Below are 21,833 nucleotides of genomic sequence, written 5' to 3'. Positions count from 1 at the left end.
CACGCCTCGTTCCCTGGGAGTGCGGGCGTCAGCTCCTTCACTCCAGCATCAGGGCCGGTGGATGCGCGAAGTCCCTCATCATGGGCGCTTCCGGCCCGGAGTTGAGCACGCACTCGCCGGTCCAGCGCTCGGAGATTACACAGCCCGACTTGGGGTTGCCCCATCGGCTCGTGATGTTGAGCCAGGCCAGGCTGCCGGTGTACGTGCCCGGCTCCTGCCAGGGGAAGACGACCGGCTGCACCCACCCGTCCCAGCGGATTCCGCGGCTGGTATCGTCGAAGAGGGAGTCCCCGTTGACGAGCTCCCTGTAGGTGTGCCGGCCCGGCTCCGGGTAGAGGCCATGCGAGCCCAGCGCCGCGTAGAGCTCCGGGTTCCAGCCCAGGAGGGTCAGCCACTTGGAGCCGTAGAGCAGCGTCTGCCCTCCCGAGTGCTGGCTCAGGAACACCTGGTGCGGCCGGCCATCGATGAGCCGCAGCGTCATGTGCTCCAGGTCTCCCACGTGGTTGCCGAAGGTGGAGTACTCGCCCATGCATCCAATCCAGTAATCGTACAAGCCGAGACACACCCGCTTGCCATTGTTGTACGGGTAGACGGTCCAGTAGATGAGGTCGGTGATGTTCGTGGGCTTGTCTCCTTGCGTGCGGTGGACGACCTCCACATAGAGCGGCACGTGCTTCTGTTCCGGATTCTGGCCCTTGAGGAACGGCGGGTTCGTGCAGGAGTCACAATCCAGGTGCTCCTTGGTGACCAGGTAGCCGTCCCTGTCGCGCACGTTGGCCAGGAAGTACTCGACCGAGGAGGGGAAGTAGGACTCCGCCCCGTCCAGCCAGATGCGGGGCGCGAACTGGATTGCCGTCTGCCCGTCCACGGGCAGCCCCCGCAGCTCCGGGTTGGCGGTGGCGCTCTTGTTGAGGACCCAGAAGCGGCTGAGGTCGGAAGGGCCGTAGTGTTGCTGGCCCTTGAAGGTGGACAGGCTCAGGCCCCGGTGCTCCTTGGGGTCCACCTGCGACAGGTTCACGTTGTATTTCGCGTGAGAGCCCGCGTCGTCCCAGACATAGGTGGAGGTGCCCGGGAGCACGTACTCGCTCTTCACGCACCGGATGAGCTGGGTGGAGGGCTTTTCGTAGCCCGGCGTCGTGACGGTGCCCAGGCAGGTGTAGCCCGCCGGAGGCACGGGGTCCCAGAAGGAAACCCTGTAGGTTCCCGGTGAGCCCTCGTTGTTCCAGATCCACTGGTAGTCGGTCGGAGGCGCGAGCAGATTCCCCTCGCCGGACACCACGAAGGTCATCCAGGGCGCGTTGCCATGGCCGGGCATGGCCACGTCTCCGAGCGAGTAGTAGCCCGGATGCGGGTCGAGCTTCGCGCGGTAGACGGTCACGGCGTCTTTGGCTCCCGAATTGATGTCGCTGTAGATCCACTCGAACTGGTTCGTCGCCTGGACGAGGAGGCGCTGTGGGAAGCGCAGCAGGGCCCTGTCCGCGCTGACCGTGAACTCGGCGCTCTGGCCGGGGTCGCGGGTCGCCGCGACCAGCTTGTAGGTTCCCTCCGGAAGCATACGGGTGAGCCGCGCGTGGGTGCCTCCTCCACCGTTGTCATCCTCCGCGAGCACGTTGTCGTTCGCGTCCAGCAGGTAGAGATAGGCATTGGCGGACGAGGTGAGCTGGAACGTCACCTCTTCGCTCGGTCCGGAGACGTCCACGAGGAGCTTCCGGTTGGCCGGGCTGGACGGGGACCGTCCGCCGGAGCTGCTCCAGTGGCCATACACGACGTTGCCCACGCGGGCCGCCGTCCCGGGCGATTGGGGAGCGAAGACCTGGACCTCGGCGAGGCTCAGGGCGTTGGTGCCGTCGAGCTGTACGCGGACGTACCTCGCCGGGCGGTTGATGGTGAAGGGGGTCTGCGTTGGCGCGGTGCCCGTGTAGGGGAAGTCCTGCCAGCTCGTCCCGTCCTCGGAGACACGCACCCGGAAGTTCTGGAGCCGGTCCGAGCAGCAGTCGGTGCGGTTGTGGAGGACCACGGTGGAGATGGGTTGCGCGCCCTGGAGGTCGACCTGCCACCAGGGCTGGGCCTGGTGGTTGGTGTGGGTGACGGAGCCTGCGCTCCAGTCACCGTTGGTGGAGCCGTCCACCGCGAGCGCTGCCGCGCCGCCGACGCCCGGGTAGACGCTCGACTGCGTCGTCGGCTTGCCGAGCGCGAGGTTGAAGGACTGGAAGACCTGGACCTCGGCGAGGCTCAGGGCCGTGGCAGTGGTGCTGTGGAGCTGTACGCGGACGTACCTCGCCGGGCGGTTGATGGTGACGGTGGTCTGCGTCGGCGCGGTGCCCGGCGCGGGGGGGATGTCCTGCCAGTTCGTCCCGTCCTCGGAGACGCGCACCCAGACGTACTGGAGCCGGTCCGAGCAGCAGTCGGTGCGGTTGTAGAGGACCACGGTGGAGAGGGCGTACGTGCCCTGGAGGTCGACCTGCCACCAGGGATGGGCCTCGTAGTCGGAGTGGGTGACGGAGCCTGCGCTCCAGTCACCGTTGGTGATGCCGTCCACCGCGAGCGCCGCCTCGCCGCCGCCGCCCGGGTAGATGCTCGACTGCGTCGTCGGTTTGCCGAGCGCGAGGTTGGGGAGGGTGCTCACTGCTTCCCGCACGCTGGCGACGGGGGTGTCGTCGGGTGGCGGGGTGTCGGTGGGGGCTTCCGTCGAGCACGCGCCGAGGAGCGCGGCGCCCGCGAGGCATGAGAGCCAGGGGCGTATGAACGTTCGTGAAAGGGCCATGTCGTGGGGGGACGCACGAGCGCTGGTGGCCGGCGAGATGCCGGCGAGCCGCGACCGCGTGACGGGGCCCAGAGCAGCCGGCGTGCCACGGCCCGTTCACAGGAGGCCGTCCTCCCGGGCCGGGGCGGCGGGCTGTTTTCACGCGTGAAAACGGAGTTCCGACGCGTGGAAGTGACGCTGGAAGTCTGCTTTGCTTCGGGCCGTGTCCTCCCAGCCCCGTCCCCCGGCGTGGGACCACTCCACGGCCGATGCCTCGCGAAGCCCGCTCACCACGGAGGGCTCCCGGCTCGTCCCGGCACTGACCATCGCCGCGCACCCGCAGGCCCATCGCGTCGGTGAGCGGCTGTTGCTGGAGTCGCTGACCGCGGGCCGCCCGGTGCACCTGTCCCGCAACGAACCGGACTTCCTGCGGCCCGGGGGGGCATTGGGCCTGCACCTGGCCGACCCCTTCCTGAGCCGCAAGCCGCTCGTCTTCGCGCCGGGCGCGGCGGAGGGCGGCGTCCGGCTGGAGCCGAGCGAAGGAGGCCGCGTGGCCGTCGGCGGCGAGGTGTTGCGCGAGCCGTGGGAGCTGACGGCCCAGGAGGTGGCCGAGGGCGTGCCACTGGAGCTGGCCGGGCGCGTGCTGCTGGTGCTGCACCTGGCGGACGCCGCGGCGAAGCAGGCCGAGGACGCACTGGGCATGGTGGGCAGCAGCGTGGGGCTCCAGCGCGTGCGCCAGCACATCCGCCGGGTGGCGGACCTGGACGTGCCGGTGCTCATCCGAGGAGAGACGGGCTCGGGCAAGGAGCTCATCGCCCAGGCCATCCACCGGCACGGCCCGCGCAAGGACAGGCCGTTCGTCAGTGTGAACCTGGGCGCCATCCCCCGTGAGCTGGCCGCCGCGGAGCTGTTTGGCGCGCGCAAGGGGGCCTTCACCGGCGCGGTGCGGGACGAGCCCGGCTTCTTCCAGGCCGCCCATGGGGGAACGCTGTTCCTGGACGAGGTGGGCGAGGCGCCCCCCGAGGTGCAGGTGATGCTGCTGCGGGTGCTGGAGACGGGGCAGCTCTACCCCGTGGGCGAGCGCACTCCCGTCGCCGTCGACGTGCGGCTCGTCGCCGCGACGGATGCGCACCTGGAGGAGCAGATCCAAGCGGGGCGCTTCAAGGCGCCGCTGCTGCACCGGCTGGCCGGCTACTCCATCCGCGTGCCGCCGCTGCGGGAGCGGCGGGAGGACATCGGGCTGCTGTTCCACCACTTCGCTCGCGCGGAGCTGGAGGCGCTGGGAGAGGCCGGACGGCTGAAGCCCGCGGAGCCCTATGCCGAGCCCTGGCTCCCGCCGGCGCTGGCCGCGCGCCTGGTGGGCCACCCGTGGTCAGGCAACATCCGCGAGCTGCGCAACGTCGTGCGGCAGCTCGTCATCGGCAACCGTGGCCAGCCGTGCCTGCGGCTCGACACCCAGCTCGAGCAGGAGCTGTCCCTGGCGAAGCCGGCGCCCCCGGGCCGCCCCGTCGCCGCCGCCCCGCCGGCCGAGGCCCCCGCCGCGCCCCGCCGCAAGCCCTCCGGGATTTCCGAGGCGGAGCTGCTGGCCGCACTTCATGAGAACGACTGGGACTTCCAGGCCGCCGCCGACCAGCTCCGCATCCACCGGTCCTCCATCTACACCTTGATAGACAGGAGCCCGAACCTGCGGACCGCCGGGGAGCTGAGCGCCGAGGAAATCACCCGCTGCTTCCACGAGTCCCAGGGGGACCTGGATGCGATGACCCGGCGCCTCCAGGTGTCGAAGCGCGCGCTGGGGCGTCGCGTGAAGGAGCTCGGCCTCGTCTAGGGGCAACCGGGGCCGGGAGGCCTCTGCTGGCGCGGAGCGTTGGACTTCTGGGATATCCGGTGTTCATGCCCGAGTCCGACGTGGGAGCCAACGCGATGAATCAGAGAGCCGAGCTGCGGAGTCATGCGTCCGAGGTGTCGCAACGCGGTGTGAGGCAGGCCCTGGCGCGCTTGCTGGTGACGGGACTGCTGCTGGGGCTGTCGTTCGCCGGGTTCGTGGTGGGCGCGACGTCAGAGGCCGCGGAGGAGCCGCTACCGCCCGACCCGGCGCCCACCCGGTGCAAGAGCTATCACCACGAGGTGGTCATCGACTTCAGCGGAAAGGGCATCGTCTTCATTCCGTCCCGGTGCCTCGAGGTGGGGGGCACGGTCCGGTTCATCAACCTGTGCGAAGAGGAGACCCTCGTCACCGTCCATGGACCCGAGCCGTACTTCGGCCTGTTGTTGCCTCGCGAAGGGAAGACCGACCGGGTCTTCAAGACGGAGGGCGTCTTCACCATCAAGGCTGCGGAGGGGTGTCCCGAGATGCCCCACGACTCGAGGACGGGGACGCTGGAGGTGGCAACGGGCCCTGGCCCTGAAGCGGGTGCGTCGCCGTGAGTCGGGGGTTCAGCGCGAGGGCCCGCTCGCGGTCCTCGCGGGCCTCGCGTGTGAGCCCGGCTTCTTCACGCAGGCTCGCGCGCAGCAGCAGCGCGTCCGCCCAGCGGGGGCGCGCGGCCAGCACCTCGTCCGCCAGCGCGAGGCCGCGCTCCAGGGCGGGGCGCGGCTCCAGCGCGGCCTGTTTCAGCCACACGGCCCACTCGCGGCAGAAGTGGCCGAAGGCGACGCGGTAGTCCAGGCGCTGGGGCTCCAGCTCGAGCGCCTTCTCGAAGGCGTGGGCGGCTTGCTCGAAGTCCCCGGCATGCGCCGGATGCTGGCGCGCGAGCCAGCGGGCCCGCAGCCCCCGCGCCTCGCCCTGGGCGAGCCAGGCCAGGGGCTCCCGGGGGCCACGCTCGAAGGCCTGGCGCAGGGCCGCATCGGCCCGGTCGAGGCTCTTGCGCGGCTCCCGCGCGTGCTCCAGCTCGAAGGCAGCGCGCCGGACATGGACGCGGGCCAGGCTGGCCGGGTAGTGCGCGCCGCCCGGGAGCAGCGCGCTGGCCTGCTGGTAGGCCGTCTCGGCCGCCTGGAGGTCGGGGCGTGGGTCTCCTCCGGAGCGCGCGAGGAAGGTGGCGCGCTCGGCGAGGGCTTCACCGAGGTTGTGGTGGCCGAAGCCCTGCTGGGGCGCCACTTCGATGGCCTGACGCGCGGCCAGCACGGCCTGCTCGAGTGAAGGGTAGGGCGCGTGGCCGGAATCCCACGCCTCCCGCGCCTGCTCGAGGAGCACCGCGCTCCGGCCGTTGTGGAGCTGGGCAATCCGGTCGTTGATGCGCAGGCCGTCGTCGAAGAACCGCAGGGCGGTGGCCAGGTCCGGCCCGGCGTCCCCGCCCTGGTCTCGGCGCCGCTGGGCGAGCTCCAGGTGCAACGTGCCTCCCAGGAAGCAGGGCACGTAGTTGCGCGGGTTGAGCTCGCGCGAGGTGTCGAGCGCGGCCCTCGCCTGCTCCAGGTCCTCCAGGGGCGCCCCGGCGCGCGGCCGGGTGGCCCGGGTGAGGTACGCGATGCCCAGGTTTATCCACGCGTCCGGCAGCCGTGCGTCGAGCCGGATGGCCTCGCGGTAGGCCGCGATGGCCTCGCCGCGATGGGCGCGCGAGTCCTCGCCCTGCTCGTCCTCGTAGTCCGCCTGGATCTTGAAGACGAGGCCCCGGGTGGCGTGGAACTCGTAGTCCTGGTCCTTCGGGGGGATGGACTCCAGCAGCACCACGGCCTGGCGGAGCGGAGCGCTGGGGTCCAGGGCCCGGGCCTGGAGGGCGCGGGCGCGGCGCCAGAGACTCTGGACCTGCTCCATGCGGGCCCGGGGCGGTTCGGGCACGAGGCGCATGGCGGCGCGCGCGGCCGAGAGGGCCTTCTCGAGGGGCTCCTCCACGTCACCGCCCCGGCCCATGCGGTACTCCGCCAGCCGGTTGTGGAAGCGCGCCTCCAGCACTCGCGCGAGCCCGAAGTCCGGGTCCGCCTGGAGCGCGCGGGCGACGGCCTCCAGTCCGCGGGTGAAGGGGGGCAGGACGTCGCCCTGGCTGTAGAGCTCCATCACCATCGCGGTGTACTCGAGCCTCGCCAGCGAGCGGTGGACCTCGGGCACGCTTTCGCCGGTGGCGGCGGCGGCGGTGCAGGCGCGGCGGCCGGCCTCGAAGTCGGCCAGCGCACCCACGCGGTCGCCCTGGTTCCAGCGCCGGGTGGCGCGGGCCTGGAGGATGTCGCCCCGGAGCAGGGGCGCCTCGTGGAACCAGGGGAGGCGGTCCCTCATCGCGTCGAGCCGGGCGAGGGCCTCGTCCAGCCGGTCCTCGTAGAAGGCCAGCAGCGCCGCCACGTACTCGGGGGAGGGCACGTCGGCGCCCTGGCTCTGGCGCAGCCACTCCAGCGCGGGCGCGCGGTACAGGCGCTGGACGTCCTGCTTGCGCGCCTCGCGCTGCGCCGGGGCGCGCAGCCGCTCCGCCTCCAGGAGTTGCTCCTGGTACAGGTGACCCATTACCAGGGCCAGGGACCAGGCGACGCGGGGCTCGCGGAAGCCCTGGCTCCACGCGGCCTCCAGGTGCTCGCGCGCCAGGGCCTCGTCGCCGAGCGCCAGCGCGCCACGTCCCAGCGCGTAGTGGCCGGGGCCCACGGCCAGCGCGCCGGCCTCGTGAATCTCGGCCTCCAGCGCGCGCATGTGGCCGCGCAGGGCCTCGCGGTCGGCGCGGGTGTCGTGGAGCTGGGACAGGCCCGAGTAGCGAGCCAGGGCTTCGATGCGCTCGACGCGCTCGGTGAACTGGCGCGAGAGGCGCTCGCGGCGGCTGGCCTCCTGCCGCGTGAGGACGACCTGGACGGCGGCGAGCGCCACGGCGAGCAGGGCCGCGGCCGCCACGCCCACCACGATGCGGTGCTTGCGCAGCGCCTTGCGCAGCCGTTGACCCGGGCCGGAAGGGCGCGCCCGCACGGGCTCGCCGCTGATGAAGCGGTCCAGGTCCTCCGCCAGGGCGCGCGCCGAGTCGTAGCGGGCCGCGCGCTCCTTCTCCAGGCACTTGAGGACGATGGCCTCCAGGTCCACCGGCAGGGCGGGGTTGAGCGCGCGTGGCGGGCGGGGCTCGACCGTCGCGATGTTGCTGAGCACCTCCAGTCCGTTGTCGCCCGGGATGGGAGGTTGGCCCGTCAGGAGGGTGTAGAGCGTGGCGCCAAGGCTGTAGACATCCGCGCGCCGATCCAACCGGGACACCTCGCCGCGCGCCTGCTCGGGCGCCATGTAGTGAGGGGTGCCGAGCACCTCGCCGGTGGCGGTGAGGCCCGGCGCCTTCCAGTCGCGCGCCAGTCCGAAGTCCATGACATAGGGCTTGAGGCGGCCATCCTCGGTGCGCTCGACGAGGATGTTGCCGGGCTTGAGGTCCCGGTGGATGAGGCCGGCCCGGTGGGCGGCGTGGACGCCCTCGGCGGCGTCCCGGAGCAGGAGGGCCGCCTGCTCCAAGGTGAGCTGGCCCGCGAGCTGGTTCAGCGGGACGCCGTCTACGTACTGCATGGCGATGAAGGCGCGCCCCTGGACCTCTCCCACTTCGTACACCTGGCAGACCCGCTCGTGCTCGACACGGGCCTGGGCGCGGGCCTCGGAGAGGACGCGCCGGGTGAGCCCGCTGTCTGCTTCCCGCACGAACTTGAGGGCGGCATGGCGGCGCAGCCGCGGGTCATAGGCGAGGAAGACCTGACCCATGCCGCCCTGGCCGAGGAAGCGCACGCCCTGGTAACGCTCCCAGCCGGGCACGGGAAAGACGGGGGCCTCCAGCGAAGGAGGGCGAGGCGCGGGTGGGCCCTCCAGGGTGGCAGCACCCGCTGCTTCGTCCCCGACGGCCCCACTCATCGCTCACACGCTCCTGGACACACCAGGGCCTCAATCTACCGCCCTCGAGCCGCGTGACGCGACCGGGCCTCCGTCTGGCGGCACCCGGCGGGCCGCGGGCTCCGAAGCGGCGGTGATTCAGCGCTTCGGTTTGTCCACCGGGCGTTCGGAGCGGGGCCCGTCGTCGGCGGGGGCCTCGCTCCCGGCGATGTCCGCCGTCGTTATCGCCTTGCTGCCGAAGCGCTCCGCAATCTTGTCCAGCGCCGCGTTCAGCTTCGCGGTACGCGGAGGCGCCGCGGGGAAGAGGCCGAGCTGCGGAGGCACCTCGTCGAGCTGCACGCTGACACCGGTGAGGCGAATCGGCTTCCCCTCGTGCGAGCGCTCCATCAACTCCAACACCGTGCGGTAGATGGCCTGCCCGTCATCCGTGGCCTCGCGCAGCGTGGTGCGGCGGGTGATGAGTGTGAAGTCCGCGAACTTCAGCTTGAGCTGCACCACGCGGCCCTTCACGCCCGCGCGCCGCAGCCGCCGCCCCACCCGCAGCGCCTGCGAGTGCACGTGCGTCTTCAGCGCGTCCACTCCGGTGAGGTCCTCCTCGAAGGTGTCCTCCGCGCCCACGCTCTTGGCGGCGCGGTCCGGCACCACCTCGCGCACGTCGATGCCCTGGGACAATTCCCACAGGTGCCGGCCGCTGGAGCCAAGCCGCTCCTCCAGCCACTCCGGCTCCCTCGCCGCCACGTCGCCGATGGTCCGCAGGCCGGCGAGCTTGAGCGCCTCTTCCGTCTTGGGCCCCACGCCCCACAGCCGTGACACCGGCAGCGCCGCGAGGAAGCCCACCGTCTCCTCCGGCCGTACCTCGCGCTGGCCGTTGGGCTTCGCGAGGTCCGAGGCAATCTTCGCCACGAACTTCACCGTGGCGATGCCCGCCGAGGCCGGCAGCGACAGCTCGTCGGCAATCTCCTTGCGGATGCGCCGCGCGATGTCCGCGGGCGAGCCGAACAGGCCCACCGAGGCCGTCACGTCGAGGAAGGCCTCGTCGAGGGACAGAGGCTCGATGAGGGGCGTGTAGCGCTCGAAGATGGCGAAGACGTGCTCGCTGGCCTCGGCGTACGCGGAGAAGCGCGGCTTCACGACAATGGCGTGGGGCGCGGCCTTCATGGCGCGAGCCATGGGCATGGCGCTGCGCACCCCGAAGGGACGGACCTCATAGGACGCGGCGACGACCACCCCTCGCTGTGCGTGCCCGCCGACAATGATCGGCTTGCCTCGCAGGGCGGGGTTGTCGCGCTGCTCCACGGACGCATAGAAGGCGTCCATGTCCACGTGGATGATGGCTCGCATGGCGTGAGTCACTGTAGTGGGCCCCTCTGACGCTCCATGGCCGCCGACATGAAGACCCTGACCGAGTACCTGTGGTTCGAAACCAAGGAGCGGCGCGAGCTCGTCCGGCTCACCGACACGGTGGCGGGGCTGGTCCGCAAGAGCGGCATCCAGGAAGGGATGGTCCTCGTCTCCGCCATGCACATCACCGCCGGGGTCTTCGTCAACGACGACGAGTCCGGCCTCCATGAAGACATCTGGGAGTGGCTCCAGACGTTGGCGCCCTTCGGTCCCGACTACCGCCACCACCGCACCGGCGAGGACAACGGCGACGCCCACCTCAAGTCCATGCTCGTGCACCACCAGGTCATCATCCCGATTACGGCGGGGAAGCTGGACCTGGGGCCATGGCAGCAGGTGTTCTACGCCGAGTTCGACGGACAGCGCCGAAAGCGCGTCATCGTGAAGGTGATGGGCGCGTAGGGCTACACCCTGAGAGGGCGTCTCCGCGAGGAGGACGTGGAGGGTGGGACGGAGCGGACGTCCCAGGTGGGGCAAGGATGCGGGGCCGCCTTCCGCGCCGCGAGGCGGACGCCCCGGCACACGGCGGCTGAGATGGGGGCCTGGGCGGGCCGGGCGCTCCAGCTCCGCACGAGGCGGCTACCGCGAATCAGTCCTGGCGCTCGCCCGGCAGCGGCAGGCCCAGGCGCTCCAATTCCGCGCGCAATTCCGGGGGCAGGGGACTGCTCACGCGGAGCTGCTGCTGCGTCTGGGGATGGGGCAGGGACAACGAGCGCGCGTGCAGGAAGAAGCGGCCCAGGCCCGGAGCCTCGCGCCCGCCGTACAGCGTGTCCCCGACGATGGGGGCACCCACGCCCGCCATGTGCGCGCGCACCTGGTGCAGCACGCCGGTGAGAATCTGCACCTCCACGAGGCTGTAGTCCCCCGTGCGGGCCAGCACCTTGAAGCGGGACTGCGCCTCGCGCGCATCCTCGGCCCCGAAGGGCGCGGGCTCCACGCGGTCCGGGTGGCGCGGGTGGTGGCGCAGGGGCACGTCGATGTCGCCCTCGTCCGTCAGCGGCCCCGTCACCAGTGCCACGTAGCGCTTGTCCACCGTGCGCCCGCCGAAGGCCTCGCGCACCGTGGTCCACGCCTCGCGCGTGCGTGCCGCCACGAGCACACCGGACGTCTCCACGTCCAGCCGGTGGCACAGCCCGCCCTCGCGCGGGTCCACGGAGGCCTGTGCGCACTCGGGGTAGCGCGCCACCAGCGCGTTGGCCACGGTGCCCGTCTCACCGGGCTGCAAGGGGTGTGAGGGCCGGCCCGCGGGCTTGTCCACGAACACCAGCGCCGCGTCCTCGTGCAGCACCACCAGCGGGAAGTCGGTGTCGGGGACGGCCTCGCGCGACTCCTCCTCCACCTCCACGGCGATGCGCTGCCCGGCCTCCAGTGTGAGGCCCTTCTTCGCGGTGCGGCCATTCACCTTCACCGCGCCGGACTCGAAGAGGCGCTTGAGGCGCGCGCGAGACAGGCCGAGCGCTTCGCCGATGAAGAGGTCCACCCGCTGGCCCGCCTTGTCGGCGTCCACGGTGAGGGTGTGCAGCTTGGGGGGAGTCACTCGGAAAGGGCCTCGTAGACTTCCTCGGCCGTCTGGAACCGGTCGTCCGGCTCCTTGCGGATGAGGCGGTGGGCCACGCGCGCGAGCTGCGGGTCCCCGTGAAGGTTCAGCGCCAGCACCGGTGGCGGCTCCGTCTCCAGCACCTGACGCCAGAGCTCGTGCGGCGTCTTCGCGTCGAAGGGGGGCCGCCCGCTCAAGAGCTCATAGAGGATGACCCCGAGGCTGTACAGGTCGGAGCGTCCGTCCAGCGGTTCGCCCAGAATCTGCTCCGGCGCCATGTAGCGGTAGGTGCCCACCAGCTTGCCGGCCTCGGTGATGGCGACGTCGTCCGCGAGGAACTTGGCGAGGCCGAAGTCCATCAGCCGCACCTGCCGGTCCTCGTCCACCATGATGTTGGACGGCTTGAGGTCTCTGTGCACGAGCCCGTGGCCGTGGATGTAGGCCAGCGCCTCGCAGACCTGGAGCATTGCGTCCTTGAGGCGCCCCATGCGCTCCGGGCGGTTGAGCTCCTCCACGCGAACCACCCGGACGCGGTCTTCCACCTCGGGCTTGCGGGGCGCGGGGGGCGGGGGGGCGAGGCCCTCCATCGAGTCGTCCGAGTCGTACGCGGCGGACATGCCGCCGCCGGCCAGGCCGCCGCCCGCGAAGCTGGCGAGGTCCTCGCTGGGAGCCTCGTCGGCGAAGGCGGCCAGGCCGAAGACCGCCTCGCCGCTCTCCTGGGACTCGGAGAGGCTGTCGCTGCCGGTGCCGAAGTCGTCGTCCGCGGTGCGCCGCACGGAGAGGGGGCTGCGCGGCGTCACGCCGGTGGCGTTGGAGAGGAGGTCCTCGCCGCTCATGTCGAGGTAGTGGCGGAGGGTGAGCCCCTCGATGAGCTCCATGGCGAGGTACGGCCAGCCCTGGTGGACGCCGGACTCGAAGACCTTCACGACGTTGGGGTGGGACAGGTCCGCGAGCGTGTCGAACTCGCGGGCGAGTCTGCGCGCGGCACGAGCGTCCAGCGCGGGGCCGGCTGAGAGCAGCTTCAGCGCGACCTCGTCGTTGGTTCGGCGGTCCAGGGCCCGGTAGACGGTCCCGGCCCCGCCACTGCCGAGCGTCTCCAGGACGCGGTAGGGACCGATGACCTTCGGTGGCATGGGGGTGCGGGGATCCTACGGACCGCGTCGGGTCAGGGTCAAACGCGATTCGTGCCCGTTTGCCTGGAGTTGGGCAGAGCGAGCCGGGGCGGGGTTTTACTTTTCCGCCAAACCTGGGAGAACCCGGTTCCAAATGCAATTAGGGAAGTACCAGCTCGTTCGTAAGCTCGCCACGGGGGGCATGGCGGAGGTCTATCTCGCCAAGGCCGCCGGGCCCATGGGCTTCGAGAAGACGCTCGTCCTCAAGCGCATCCTTCCGCACCTGTCGGAGGACCCGGCCTTTGTCGAGATGTTCCTCGGCGAGGCCAAGCTGGCGGCCCAGCTCGAGCACCCGAACGTGGTGCAGATCTTCGACTTCGGTGAAGCCGACGGCAGCTTCTTCCTGGCAATGGAGCTCATCGACGGGCCCAACCTGCGCAAGCTGGTGAAGCGCGCACAGGAGGTGCCACTGCCGCCGGCACTGTGCGCGAAGTTGGTGGCGTTCGCGGCGGAGGGGCTGGCGTACGCGCACGAGTTCCGAGACCCGGCGACAGGCGAGCCGCTGGGTCTGATTCACCGTGACGTGAGCCCGGACAACATCCTGGTGTCGCGGCAGGGCGCGGTGAAGGTGGTGGACTTCGGCATCGCCAAGGTGGCGGGGCAGGGGCACCGCACGCAGACGGGCGTGGTGAAGGGGAAGGTGGCGTACATGCCACCCGAGCAGCTCCAGACGAAGCCGCTGGACAAGCGGGTGGACGTCTATGCGCTCGGGGTGGTGCTGTACGAGCTGCTCACGGGGAAGCGACCGTTCGACGCGACGACGGACGTGAGCGTGATGCAGGCGATTTTGTTCGAGCCGTTCATTCCCGCAGTGCAGCGGCGGGGGGATTTGCCGGCGGCGCTGGTGCAGGTGCTGGAGCGGGCGCTCGCGAAGGACCGTGACAAGCGGTACCCGGACTGCCGGGTGCTGCAGGCCGATTTGGAGCGGTTCGTGATGTCCACCGGTGAGTCGGTGGGCGCGTACCAGATTGCGCAGTTCATGGCGCAGGTGATGGCGGATGGGGCGGGCGGGCCCGTGGGCGTGACGCCGCAGTCGGTGGCGCCGCGAGTGCAGACGGGGCCGAAGCCGGCGACGGCGCCGAGGTCCATGGTGGCCCCGCCGGAGCCGCCCGTGGATTCGACATCGCCCACGACGCCGATGCCGATTTCGCTGCGCTCCGGGGTGGGCAAGGCGCCCCGGCAGACGATTACGATTGAGGAGCTTCCGGCGTTGCACTCCGAGGCGGGTGCCCACGTGCGGTCGACTGTCGACGACCTCCCGGCGCTCGGCCCCGCGCCCCGCGCCACGGTCCAGGAGCGGGCGATTCCCGCGTCCGGCCGGGCGCCGTCGTCTTCGCGGCCCCGGACGGAAGCGCGTCCCGCGCTCGGAATTGGGGTGGCTAGAGGTCGCGTCGGCGAATCGTGGAAGCCGCCGGAAGCCGTGGTGATGGATGCGGCGGGGGCTGTAGCTCCGTCGGCGCCGGTGCATGCGGAGGTTGCCGCGAAGGTGGACGCGGACGATGCGGTGCATACGCGGAGCGCGGAGTTCGCCGCGCCGCAGCAGGCGCCGAAGGGCTCCCGGAACCTTGTCGCGGTGGCGGTGGGCGGGGTGTTGCTCGCGGTGGGCGGAGCCGTCGTGATGTTCGGCTCGGGCTCGGAGCGCGCGGTGCCGGTGACCATCAAGCCGCTGCCGGAGCAGGTGGCTCCTGTTGAGGCGGAGGCGGCTCGGGTTCCCGCGGCGCCGGCTCCGGAGGCTGTGGCGGCTCCTGTTGCTTCGCCCTCGGGGAACAGTGTGGCGGAGCGCGCTGCGCGGCAGCCGGTGGTGGAGGCTCCTCCGCAGACGGGTGCTCCATCGGGTGCTTCGGAGAGCAAGCCCGTGGTGACTCCGCCTTCGATGGCCGCGCCTTCGACGCCGGTGGCTGAGCCCGTCGTGGAGAAGAATGCGGCGACTCAGGCTCCTCCCCGCCCGCGACCGGCTGCGCGCTCGTTTGTCGTGGTTGCCAAGGGCACGCTGGAGTTCCGCATCCGTCCGTATGCGGTCGTGTCACTCGACGGGAAGGTGCTCGGTCAGACACCGCTCGCGGCCGTCGAGGTGCCCGTGGGCAAGCACACGCTGCGGCTCGTGAACAAGGAACTGGGCAAGGACGTGACGAAGTCCGTCGAGGTGAAGGCGGACCAGCCCAACGTGTTCAAGCTCAATTTGGAAGCGGAGTAGGGCGGTATGGAGCCCCAGCCCGCTTCTGAAGCGCGGGCTGGGAGGTCTCCGTGTCCGGCGTCATTGCGGCCAGTGGAGGATCTTCCCGTTGGTGCCCACGACCCAGAGGTCCGCGGGGCTGGTGCCGGAGATGTCCCTGAACGTCGTGCCCGCGAGCTCGTGGATCATCGTCCAGTCCGTGCCGTTGTACCGGTAGATGCGGCCGTTGGTGGTGGTGGCGTAGGCGGAGTTGGCGCCGAAGGCCACGACGGAGGTCAGGTTGTCGCTGTTGGGGAAGGTCAGCTTGCTCCAGGCCATGCCGTTCCAGCGAAGGGCGGAGCCCGACTGGCCGACGGCGAAGGCCACCTTGTCGTTCACCACCCAGACGCCGTTGAGGCGTGCGAGCCCAGCGATTGCCTGTACGTTCTGCGTCTGCCACGTCGAATCCGTGGTTGTGAATCGATAGAGGCGAGGCCCGGTGCCTGCGCCAGAGTCATAGCCGCCGACCGCGAAGAGCGTGTCCCGCGAGATGCCGTGGACGTCATACACGTTGGCAATGACGTTGCCTGGGGGATTGAAGGCCGCCGTGCTGCTGACACCATCCCATTGGAAGGCGGCACCTTCGCCTGCGCTGCTGCTGGAGCTCACCCCGTAGAGATCGAGGACGGAGTTGGTCTGGAATCCCGTGATGCCGTAATTCACCAATCCGCTGTTGGCGAGCTGGGTGCAGTCCGCGCTCGAAGCGTCCTGACCGGCGAACCGGCCCCCGCTGGAGAGGAAATAGGCACGGCCGTTGTTGTTCGGGTCCGCCCACACCGCGTTCCACCCGACAGTGCCAGATCCGCAGCCACCAGCCGTTGATGCGGTCACACTGAAGGTGGTGTCCCCTGGCTTCATTACTGCGCGGCGGTTGTTATCCCCTACTACCCACACTCCACCAGGAGTCCAAGAGGAGACCGAAGTCCAGAGCTGCGTCGCTGAACCTTCGGTGCGCGTGTTCCATGTCGGTCCACCGTTCGGGCACACTGCGGTGGCTTCGGGCAGGGTGTCACAGTCGTTGTCGAGGCCGTCGCAAATCTCGGTCGCCAGGGGATGAGTGAAGGTATTGCCATCGTCGCAGTCGTTGCCCTGGCTGACGTACGCGCCCGCGGGCTGCACGCAGGTCTGCTGGCTCCCGGCGTTCCGGCCATACCCGTCGCCGTCGTCATCCGGGTACCACGTGGGCACGGGCTGGGGAATCACACAAACCTCAGCCGTGCCTTGCGCACTGCACTGCTGGGTACCACCGCACTGCGTGCCCGGGTCGGTGCACGCCTGGTTGAGGCGCGGGAAGTCCTCGTCAGTCTGAGCGTCGCAATCATTGTCCTTGCCGTCGCAGCGCTCCTGGGCGCCGGGGAACACGTTGGCGCCAGTGCCGACTCTGTCGTCGCAGTCGTCATTCGGGCTGGTGACGAAGCCCGACGGAACGCCATTACAGAAGGTCGTGGCGGTGGCGTTCCTGTCCCCATGTCCATCCCCGTCGGCGTCCGGGTACGCCATGGTGGCGTTCGGCACGTTGCAGATGACCTTTCCGTTATCGCCACATGCGCGCGTGCCCTGGCAGCTGGCGCCCTCGGTGCACGCCTGTCCCAGCTGAAGCTCCGTCGTGTCCGCCTGGTCATTGCAGTTGTCATCCACGCCGTTGCACAGTTCTTCCGTCACGCCCGGGTTGATATCGGGCCTGTGGTCATTGCAGTCCGTGCCGCCCGTGAGCCTGGACACGTAGCCGTCCTGGTCATCGTCCGTCGCGAGCAGTTGCATCGTCGTGGCCGTCGTCTTGCCCCGCGTCATTGTGACCTGCTGTGAGTGCGTCACCACCGGCTCGCCAGTGCAGGCGCGCTCGAAGGCCTGGGCCTCCACCTCCACCTTGCTGCCCCAGCTGTCGGGAGGGAGCACAGTCACGATGAGGCTGCCTCCTGTGGCGTCGCCCTTGACGTCCGCGCCTTCGAATTCCGTCGAGAGAAGCTTGCTGCCACCTTCCACGTCGCGCGCCGTCACCCGCACGCAGCCAGGTTTGAAGCCGTCGTAGGACACCGTGGCCCGCACGCCAGTGCATGCTGCATTGGAGCCGACGACTCCGTCAGCAGTTCCTCCCGCGCCGTCGCAAGTCAGTTCTTCGAGGCTCGGAACCGTGCAGGAAGCACAGAGCAACAGCACGACGAGTGCCGCACGAATCACGGAGACACCTCATCGGTGTGCGCCGTCTCATTGCCGGTGAACCAGGTGATGACGGCGCCCGCCGCAGCGGTGACGGCGACGCCGAAGAGGATGTTGGCCGCAAGTGCCTGCCCTCTGGCTTCATCCAGATGCGCGGCCGCGACCTGGCCGTCAGCGGCGCTGGCGTCGCGCGCGTCCTGGATGTTGCCCTTGGACTGAAGGCCGAAGTAGCTCCCCACTCCGCCAGCCAGTACGCCCGCACCGAGCAGTGCCACCGGGAGTGGGCGGATGCGGCGAGAGGTTTTCTCCTCTAGCGACGTCGCGCCCAGGTCTCCGGCCGGCCCAGGCTCGGGAGCTTCGGGCCTCGGCGTCGCCATGAGGCCGGAGACATCATCGGCAGGCCGCGTCGGACGGTCCGTCGTCGCCGGAGGCGGCTGCGAAGTGATTGGCTTCGCACGCGCCAGCACCGCGCGTTCGGTCCGTACTTCTGCACGCACGGCCTCGAAATCCCGCGCCACCTTGGGAGACACCTTCACCGGAAGCTGGGCCTCCAGCTTCAGGGACAGCGCTTCACGGAACGCTGCGAGCGACCGGGGCCGCTGGCCGAGGTCCGCCAGCACGATGCCCTCATACAGCGCCACCCGGGTCCGCTCGTCGTCGGTCTTCGCCAGGGCCTTGGCTTGAGTCAGCGCGTCGAGAGCCTGTTCGTACTCCAGTTCCTCGTAGAGGCGCGCCGCCTCCTTCAATAGCAATCGCGCTTGGAGCCCATCCGCCTGCTTCGTCGCGACAGGTGCCGGTTGCTGTGCGAGCGCCAGCCCTGGCACCACCAGGACCAAGCTCAAGAACAGACCACGGACAGACGTCCCCCAGAATGAAAGGCTTTCCATGGAAGCCAACCGTACCACGCCCGTCCCAAGGCCTCCGGTTTCCGACTGAATGACAGTCAACGCTTCATCTTCCGCGAGGTACCTCGTCGCGGAGCCGCACGGCCATGGGCCGCCAGAATCCCGTTTGCCAGTCCAAGCAGCCGGCTCCGCAGCTCCTCTGGCGCAAGCACCTCGAAGCCGCCGCCCACCTCACAGAGTTGGCCGACAGCGATGCTCTCCCGCTCGAAGTCCACGGTGACGTTCTTCATCCCATCCCGAGACCTCGGCGCCGCATCGAAGCGCGCATGCTCCGTCCGAGGCCGTATCTGCCGCAGCCTCTCCGCCGCCTCCACCGTGAGCCGCAGCGTGACTTCAAAACTCGCCCGCTTCTCGCCGAAGCGCTTGCACCACTCCCTCCAGAACGAGGGCAAGTCAAAGCGCGCGGGCCGGACGAAGGTCTCCGCCAGCATCCTCGCCCCCTCCACCCGTGAGCCCCGGTACACGCGCGGCTCACCCTCCTTCCCCGCAACGAGGTACCAGCGGTCCGCCTTGATGACGAGCGCGTACGGGTCCACCTCCCGCTGGCTCTGCTTCCCATCGAAGTCCCGGTACACCAGCGACACACGGCAGTCCTGCCACACCGCATCCCGCAGCACGGCCAGATACGGAACAGGCTCGCGCTCGGCGAACCACGAGGACGCGTCCACATGGAGCCGCTGCCGTGCGTACTCCAGCGCGGGCTGTTGAATTGCCGGCAGCGCCGCCGCGAGCTTCACCAGCCCCGTGCGCAACGGCGCCGACAACCCCAAATCCTCCAGCGCTCCCGGAGCCCCCACCGTCGCCAGTGCATGCAATTCCGCCCGAGTCAGCCCGGTGAGCTGCGTGCGCCATCCTTCGAGCAGTGCAACCCCACCCTCCGCCCCGCGCAGCGCATACACCGGCACGCCCGCGCTGGAGAGAGCCTCCACATCGCGGTGAATCGTCCGCTCGGACACCTCGAGCTCACGCGCCAGCTCGCCCGCCGTCATCTTCGGGCGCGTCTGCAGCAACAACGTCAACCTGACGAGTCGGTCGGCTCTCATTCTCCACGGACTGTACGCGGGGAATCATGACAGCAGCTGTCAGGATTCCCTCATTAGGGTGCCCGTCAGAACGACCGGCGAACCCCGCGAATGCCTCCACCATCCCGGTCCTCAAGGAGAGCCCAGCCATGAAGCCACTCGAAGGACGCATCGCCCTCGTCGCAGGTGCCACGCGTGGGGCAGGGCGCGGCATCGCCGCCATGCTCGGAGAGGCCGGGGCCACCGTGTACTGCACCGGCCGCAGCGTCCGGGGCCAGCCTGCCTCCGGCCCCAAGCGCCCGGAGACCATCGAGGAAACCGCCGAGCTGGTCGACGCACGCGGAGGCAGGGGCATCGCCGTCCGCGTGGACCACTCCGTGGAAGAAGAAGTCATCGCCCTCTGCGAGCGCATCCGCCGCGAGCACGGCCGGCTCGACGTCCTCGTCAACGACATCTGGGGCGGGGAGCAGCTCGTCGAGTTCGGCCCGCCGTTCTGGAAGCAGTCCCCCGCGAAGGGGCAGCTCATGTTCGAGCGCGCCGTCTTCACGCACCTCCTCACGAGCCGCTACGCCGTCCCGCTCATGGTGGAGCAGGACCGCGGCCTCATCGTCGAAGTCACGGACGGCAACAGCTTCAGCTACCGCGGCAGCCTCTGGTACGACCTGGTGAAGATGTCCGTCATCCGCCTGGCCTTCGGCATGTCGCGAGACCTCCGCCGCACGAAAGTCACGGCGCTCGCCCTGACGCCGGGCTTCCTGCGCTCGGAGGAGATGCTCGAGACCTTCGGCGTCACCGAGGCCAACTGGCGCGACGGCGCGAAGGTGGAGCCGGACTTCATCTGCTCGGAGTCTCCCTTCTTCGTGGGCCGCGCTGTCGCCGCGCTCGCCGCCGACCCCAGGGTGCGCTCCAAGGCCGGTCGCGTCTTCGCCTCCTGGGACCTCGCGCGCGAGTACGGCTTCACCGATGTCGACGGCACCCAGCCGCACTGGGCCGAGCACTTCGAGCGCACCTACCGCACCCCGTACAAAATCGCGGACGAGGCCGCCTACGCGTCCTGGCTCGACGGCTCCATCGAGACCGTCAGACCCAACTGGCCCGTCTACTGAGCGCGCGAGCAGGCAGGCGAGCATCATAGGACGTGCCTACTCCGCCCCACATCCAAAATCCGTCTCGGCCGTCCAACCCGGCCGAGCGACCGGTCGGGGCCCCCGGGTGACGGTTGGGCTACGCGCCCGTGGACGCAGCGCGGCGGCGTCGATAGGGTGCGCGGCTCAATGGAACGCCCCTTGGTTTCCGCCCTCGAGCTTCAGGTGAAGGCCCGTCCCGTGCCTCGCCACGTGGGCATCATCATGGATGGCAACGGCCGCTGGGCGGAGTCCCGGGGCCTGCCCCGGCTGGAGGGCCATCGCGAGGGCAGCTCCAGTGTGCGCGAAGTCACCCGCACCGCGCGCCGCCTGGGCATCCAGGCCCTCACGCTGTACGCCTTCTCCTCGCAGAACTGGGCCCGGCCCGCCGAGGAGGTCGCCGGCCTCATGGAGCTGCTGCGCGACTACCTCGAGCGCGAGCGCCCCGAAATCCTCGACAACGGCATCCGCCTCAACGCCATTGGCGACATGGACCGGCTGCCCCGCTACGTGCGTGATCCGCTGGACCGGCTGATCGCCGACTCCGCGCACAACACCGGCATGGTGCTGTCCCTGGCGCTGTCCTATGGCGGGCGGGAGGAAATCCTCCACGCGGCCACGCGCATGGCGGAGGCCATCGCCAGGGGTGAGCTGGCGGCCGGCCGCGTCGAGGAGAAGGACTTCGAGCAGTTCCTCTGGACGAACGGGCTGCCCCCGCTGGACCTGGTGGTGCGCACCAGCGGCGAGCTGCGCGTGTCCAACTTCCTGCTCTGGCAGGTGGCGTACGCGGAGCTGTGCTTCACGGACGCCCTGTGGCCGGACTTCCGCACCGATGAGTTCCTCCGCTGCGTGTCTCAGTACCAGCAGCGCGAGCGGCGCTTCGGACTCACTTCCGCCCAGGTGAAGCGGGAGGATCCTCCCCAGCGGGCCAAGGCGTGAACGACAAGAACCGAAACCTCGTCATCCGCGCCGTCTCGGCAGTGACGCTCCTGCCGCTGGTGCTGCTGCTCCTGTTCCTCGGAGGCATCTGGAGCGCCGGGCTGCTCGGCCTGGCCGCCGCCGCCTGCGTGGGCGAGTACTACCTCATCGTCCAGAAGCGGCTGACGGTGGCCGCCTGGGTGGGGATGCTCTTCGCCGGCGTGCTGCCCTTCCTGCCGCTGAAGGACGCCGCCCGCACCGGTGAGACGGCCTTCTGGCTGACCATCGTCTTCGCGTTCTTCGCGTGGATCTACCACCTCTTCAAGGGCCCCCTCGCCGAGGCCCCCACGCGCACCGCGCACCTCGTCAACGGCTTCCTGTACGGCGCGGTGGGCCTCACCGCCCTGTCCGCCCTGCGGCTTTTGCCCGGGGACGGCCTGGCGTGGGTCATCTGTGCGCTGGTCATCACCTGGGCCAACGACACCGCCGCCTACTTCTTCGGCCGCTTCCTGGGGAAGCACAAGCTCTACCCCGAGGTGAGCCCGAACAAGACGTGGGAGGGCTTCTTCGGCGGAATGGTGGGCTCGGTGGGCGGCATGTTCATCGCCCGGGGCTTCTTCTTCCCCGTCTTCACCGTGTGGGATTGCGTGCTCCTGGGCGTGGTGGGCGGAATCCTCGGGCCCATCGGCGACCTGTGCGAGTCCATGCTCAAGCGGGCCTACGGCGTGAAGGACTCGGGCTTCCTCATCCCCGGGCACGGCGGCGTCCTGGACCGCATCGACGCGCTGTTGTTCAACGCCCCGCTGGTGTTCGTCTACGTGCAATTCGTCCGCGGCCTCCTCCCGTAGCCGCGCGCGATTTCGCCTGCCCGCCTGCCTGGC

The 21,833-nt window shown here is 70.0% G+C and carries 15 protein-coding genes; 7 read left to right on the top strand and 8 right to left on the bottom strand.

Annotated features, from left to right (window positions below; all coding sequences use genetic code 11):
- Window positions 1-37: 37 nt before the first annotated feature.
- On the bottom strand, window positions 38-2,626 hold the full coding sequence (locus OV427_RS06055) for a discoidin domain-containing protein (RefSeq protein WP_267855151.1): 2,589 nt from the start codon (window positions 2,624-2,626) through the stop codon (window positions 38-40).
- A 340-nt stretch (window positions 2,627-2,966) separates the two neighbouring features.
- Between OV427_RS06055 and OV427_RS06050 the strand changes: the two genes are divergently transcribed.
- Window positions 2,967-4,571, top strand: coding sequence for a sigma-54 dependent transcriptional regulator (locus OV427_RS06050; protein ID WP_324289934.1), 1,605 nt, complete (start codon window positions 2,967-2,969; stop codon window positions 4,569-4,571).
- A 95-nt stretch (window positions 4,572-4,666) separates the two neighbouring features.
- Window positions 4,667-5,170 (top strand): cupredoxin domain-containing protein, encoded by a 504-nt coding sequence (locus OV427_RS06045; RefSeq protein ID WP_267855150.1) that lies wholly within the window; start codon window positions 4,667-4,669, stop codon window positions 5,168-5,170.
- Here OV427_RS06045 and OV427_RS06040 read toward each other — a convergent pair.
- A complete protein-coding gene (locus tag OV427_RS06040; RefSeq protein WP_267855149.1) occupies window positions 5,070-8,525 on the bottom strand; it encodes a serine/threonine-protein kinase in 3,456 nt (1,151 codons plus the stop codon). The genes OV427_RS06045 and OV427_RS06040 overlap by 101 nt on opposite strands.
- A 117-nt stretch (window positions 8,526-8,642) precedes the next feature.
- Window positions 8,643-9,845, bottom strand: a complete 1,203-nt coding sequence (gene dinB, locus OV427_RS06035) for a DNA polymerase IV (protein ID WP_267855148.1) — start codon at window positions 9,843-9,845, stop codon at window positions 8,643-8,645.
- Between the two features lie 48 nt (window positions 9,846-9,893).
- On the opposite strand from dinB, the gene OV427_RS06030 reads away from it, so the two are divergent.
- Complete coding sequence (locus tag OV427_RS06030; protein WP_163996821.1) at window positions 9,894-10,307, top strand: secondary thiamine-phosphate synthase enzyme YjbQ; 414 nt, start codon at window positions 9,894-9,896, stop codon at window positions 10,305-10,307.
- Window positions 10,308-10,494: 187 nt separating this feature from the next.
- Here the strand turns inward: OV427_RS06030 and OV427_RS06025 are convergent, their stop codons facing one another.
- Both OV427_RS06025 and OV427_RS06020 read right to left on the bottom strand, forming a co-directional pair.
- Complete coding sequence (locus tag OV427_RS06025) at window positions 10,495-11,442, bottom strand: RluA family pseudouridine synthase (protein ID WP_267855147.1); 948 nt, start codon at window positions 11,440-11,442, stop codon at window positions 10,495-10,497.
- Window positions 11,439-12,575 carry a serine/threonine-protein kinase gene (locus OV427_RS06020; RefSeq protein ID WP_267855146.1) on the bottom strand — a complete coding sequence of 379 codons (1,137 nt, stop codon included), beginning with the start codon at window positions 12,573-12,575 and terminating at the stop codon, window positions 11,439-11,441. Before OV427_RS06020 ends, OV427_RS06025 begins: the two co-directional genes overlap by 4 nt.
- 133 nt (window positions 12,576-12,708) lie before the next feature.
- Here OV427_RS06020 and OV427_RS06015 point away from each other — a divergent pair, with 133 nt between their 5' ends.
- Window positions 12,709-14,808: a protein kinase domain-containing protein gene (locus tag OV427_RS06015; RefSeq protein ID WP_267855145.1), complete on the top strand. Its 2,100-nt coding sequence runs from the start codon at window positions 12,709-12,711 to the stop codon at window positions 14,806-14,808.
- 60 nt (window positions 14,809-14,868) lie between these two features.
- Here the strand turns inward: OV427_RS06015 and OV427_RS06010 are convergent, their stop codons facing one another.
- From OV427_RS06010 to OV427_RS06000, 3 genes are all read right to left on the bottom strand, one after another.
- A complete protein-coding gene (locus tag OV427_RS06010) occupies window positions 14,869-16,872 on the bottom strand; it encodes a putative metal-binding motif-containing protein (protein ID WP_267855144.1) in 2,004 nt (667 codons plus the stop codon).
- A 128-nt stretch (window positions 16,873-17,000) separates the two neighbouring features.
- Complete coding sequence (locus tag OV427_RS06005; RefSeq protein WP_267855143.1) at window positions 17,001-17,930, bottom strand: tetratricopeptide repeat protein; 930 nt, start codon at window positions 17,928-17,930, stop codon at window positions 17,001-17,003.
- Window positions 17,927-18,931, bottom strand: a complete 1,005-nt coding sequence (locus tag OV427_RS06000; protein ID WP_267855142.1) for a helix-turn-helix transcriptional regulator — start codon at window positions 18,929-18,931, stop codon at window positions 17,927-17,929. The genes OV427_RS06005 and OV427_RS06000 overlap by 4 nt, the downstream gene beginning before the upstream one ends.
- 128 nt (window positions 18,932-19,059) lie before the next feature.
- On the opposite strand from OV427_RS06000, the gene OV427_RS05995 reads away from it, so the two are divergent.
- The 3 genes from OV427_RS05995 to OV427_RS05985 all read left to right on the top strand — a co-directional run bounded on the left by OV427_RS05995 (window position 19,060) and on the right by OV427_RS05985 (window position 21,800).
- On the top strand, window positions 19,060-20,016 hold the full coding sequence (locus tag OV427_RS05995; protein ID WP_267855141.1) for an SDR family oxidoreductase: 957 nt from the start codon (window positions 19,060-19,062) through the stop codon (window positions 20,014-20,016).
- Between the two features lie 168 nt (window positions 20,017-20,184).
- A complete protein-coding gene (locus OV427_RS05990) occupies window positions 20,185-20,973 on the top strand; it encodes an isoprenyl transferase (RefSeq protein WP_267855140.1) in 789 nt (262 codons plus the stop codon).
- Window positions 20,970-21,800, top strand: coding sequence for a phosphatidate cytidylyltransferase (locus OV427_RS05985; RefSeq protein ID WP_267855139.1), 831 nt, complete (start codon window positions 20,970-20,972; stop codon window positions 21,798-21,800). The genes OV427_RS05990 and OV427_RS05985 overlap by 4 nt, the downstream gene beginning before the upstream one ends.
- The last annotated feature ends 33 nt before the right edge of the window (window positions 21,801-21,833 follow it).

The organism is Pyxidicoccus sp. MSG2, from assembly GCF_026626705.1.
In the GTDB taxonomy this organism is placed as follows: Bacteria; Myxococcota; Myxococcia; order Myxococcales; family Myxococcaceae; genus Myxococcus.
The sequence above is the reverse complement of the archived record's forward strand: the minus strand, read 5'-3'. Positions and strand labels throughout refer to the sequence as shown.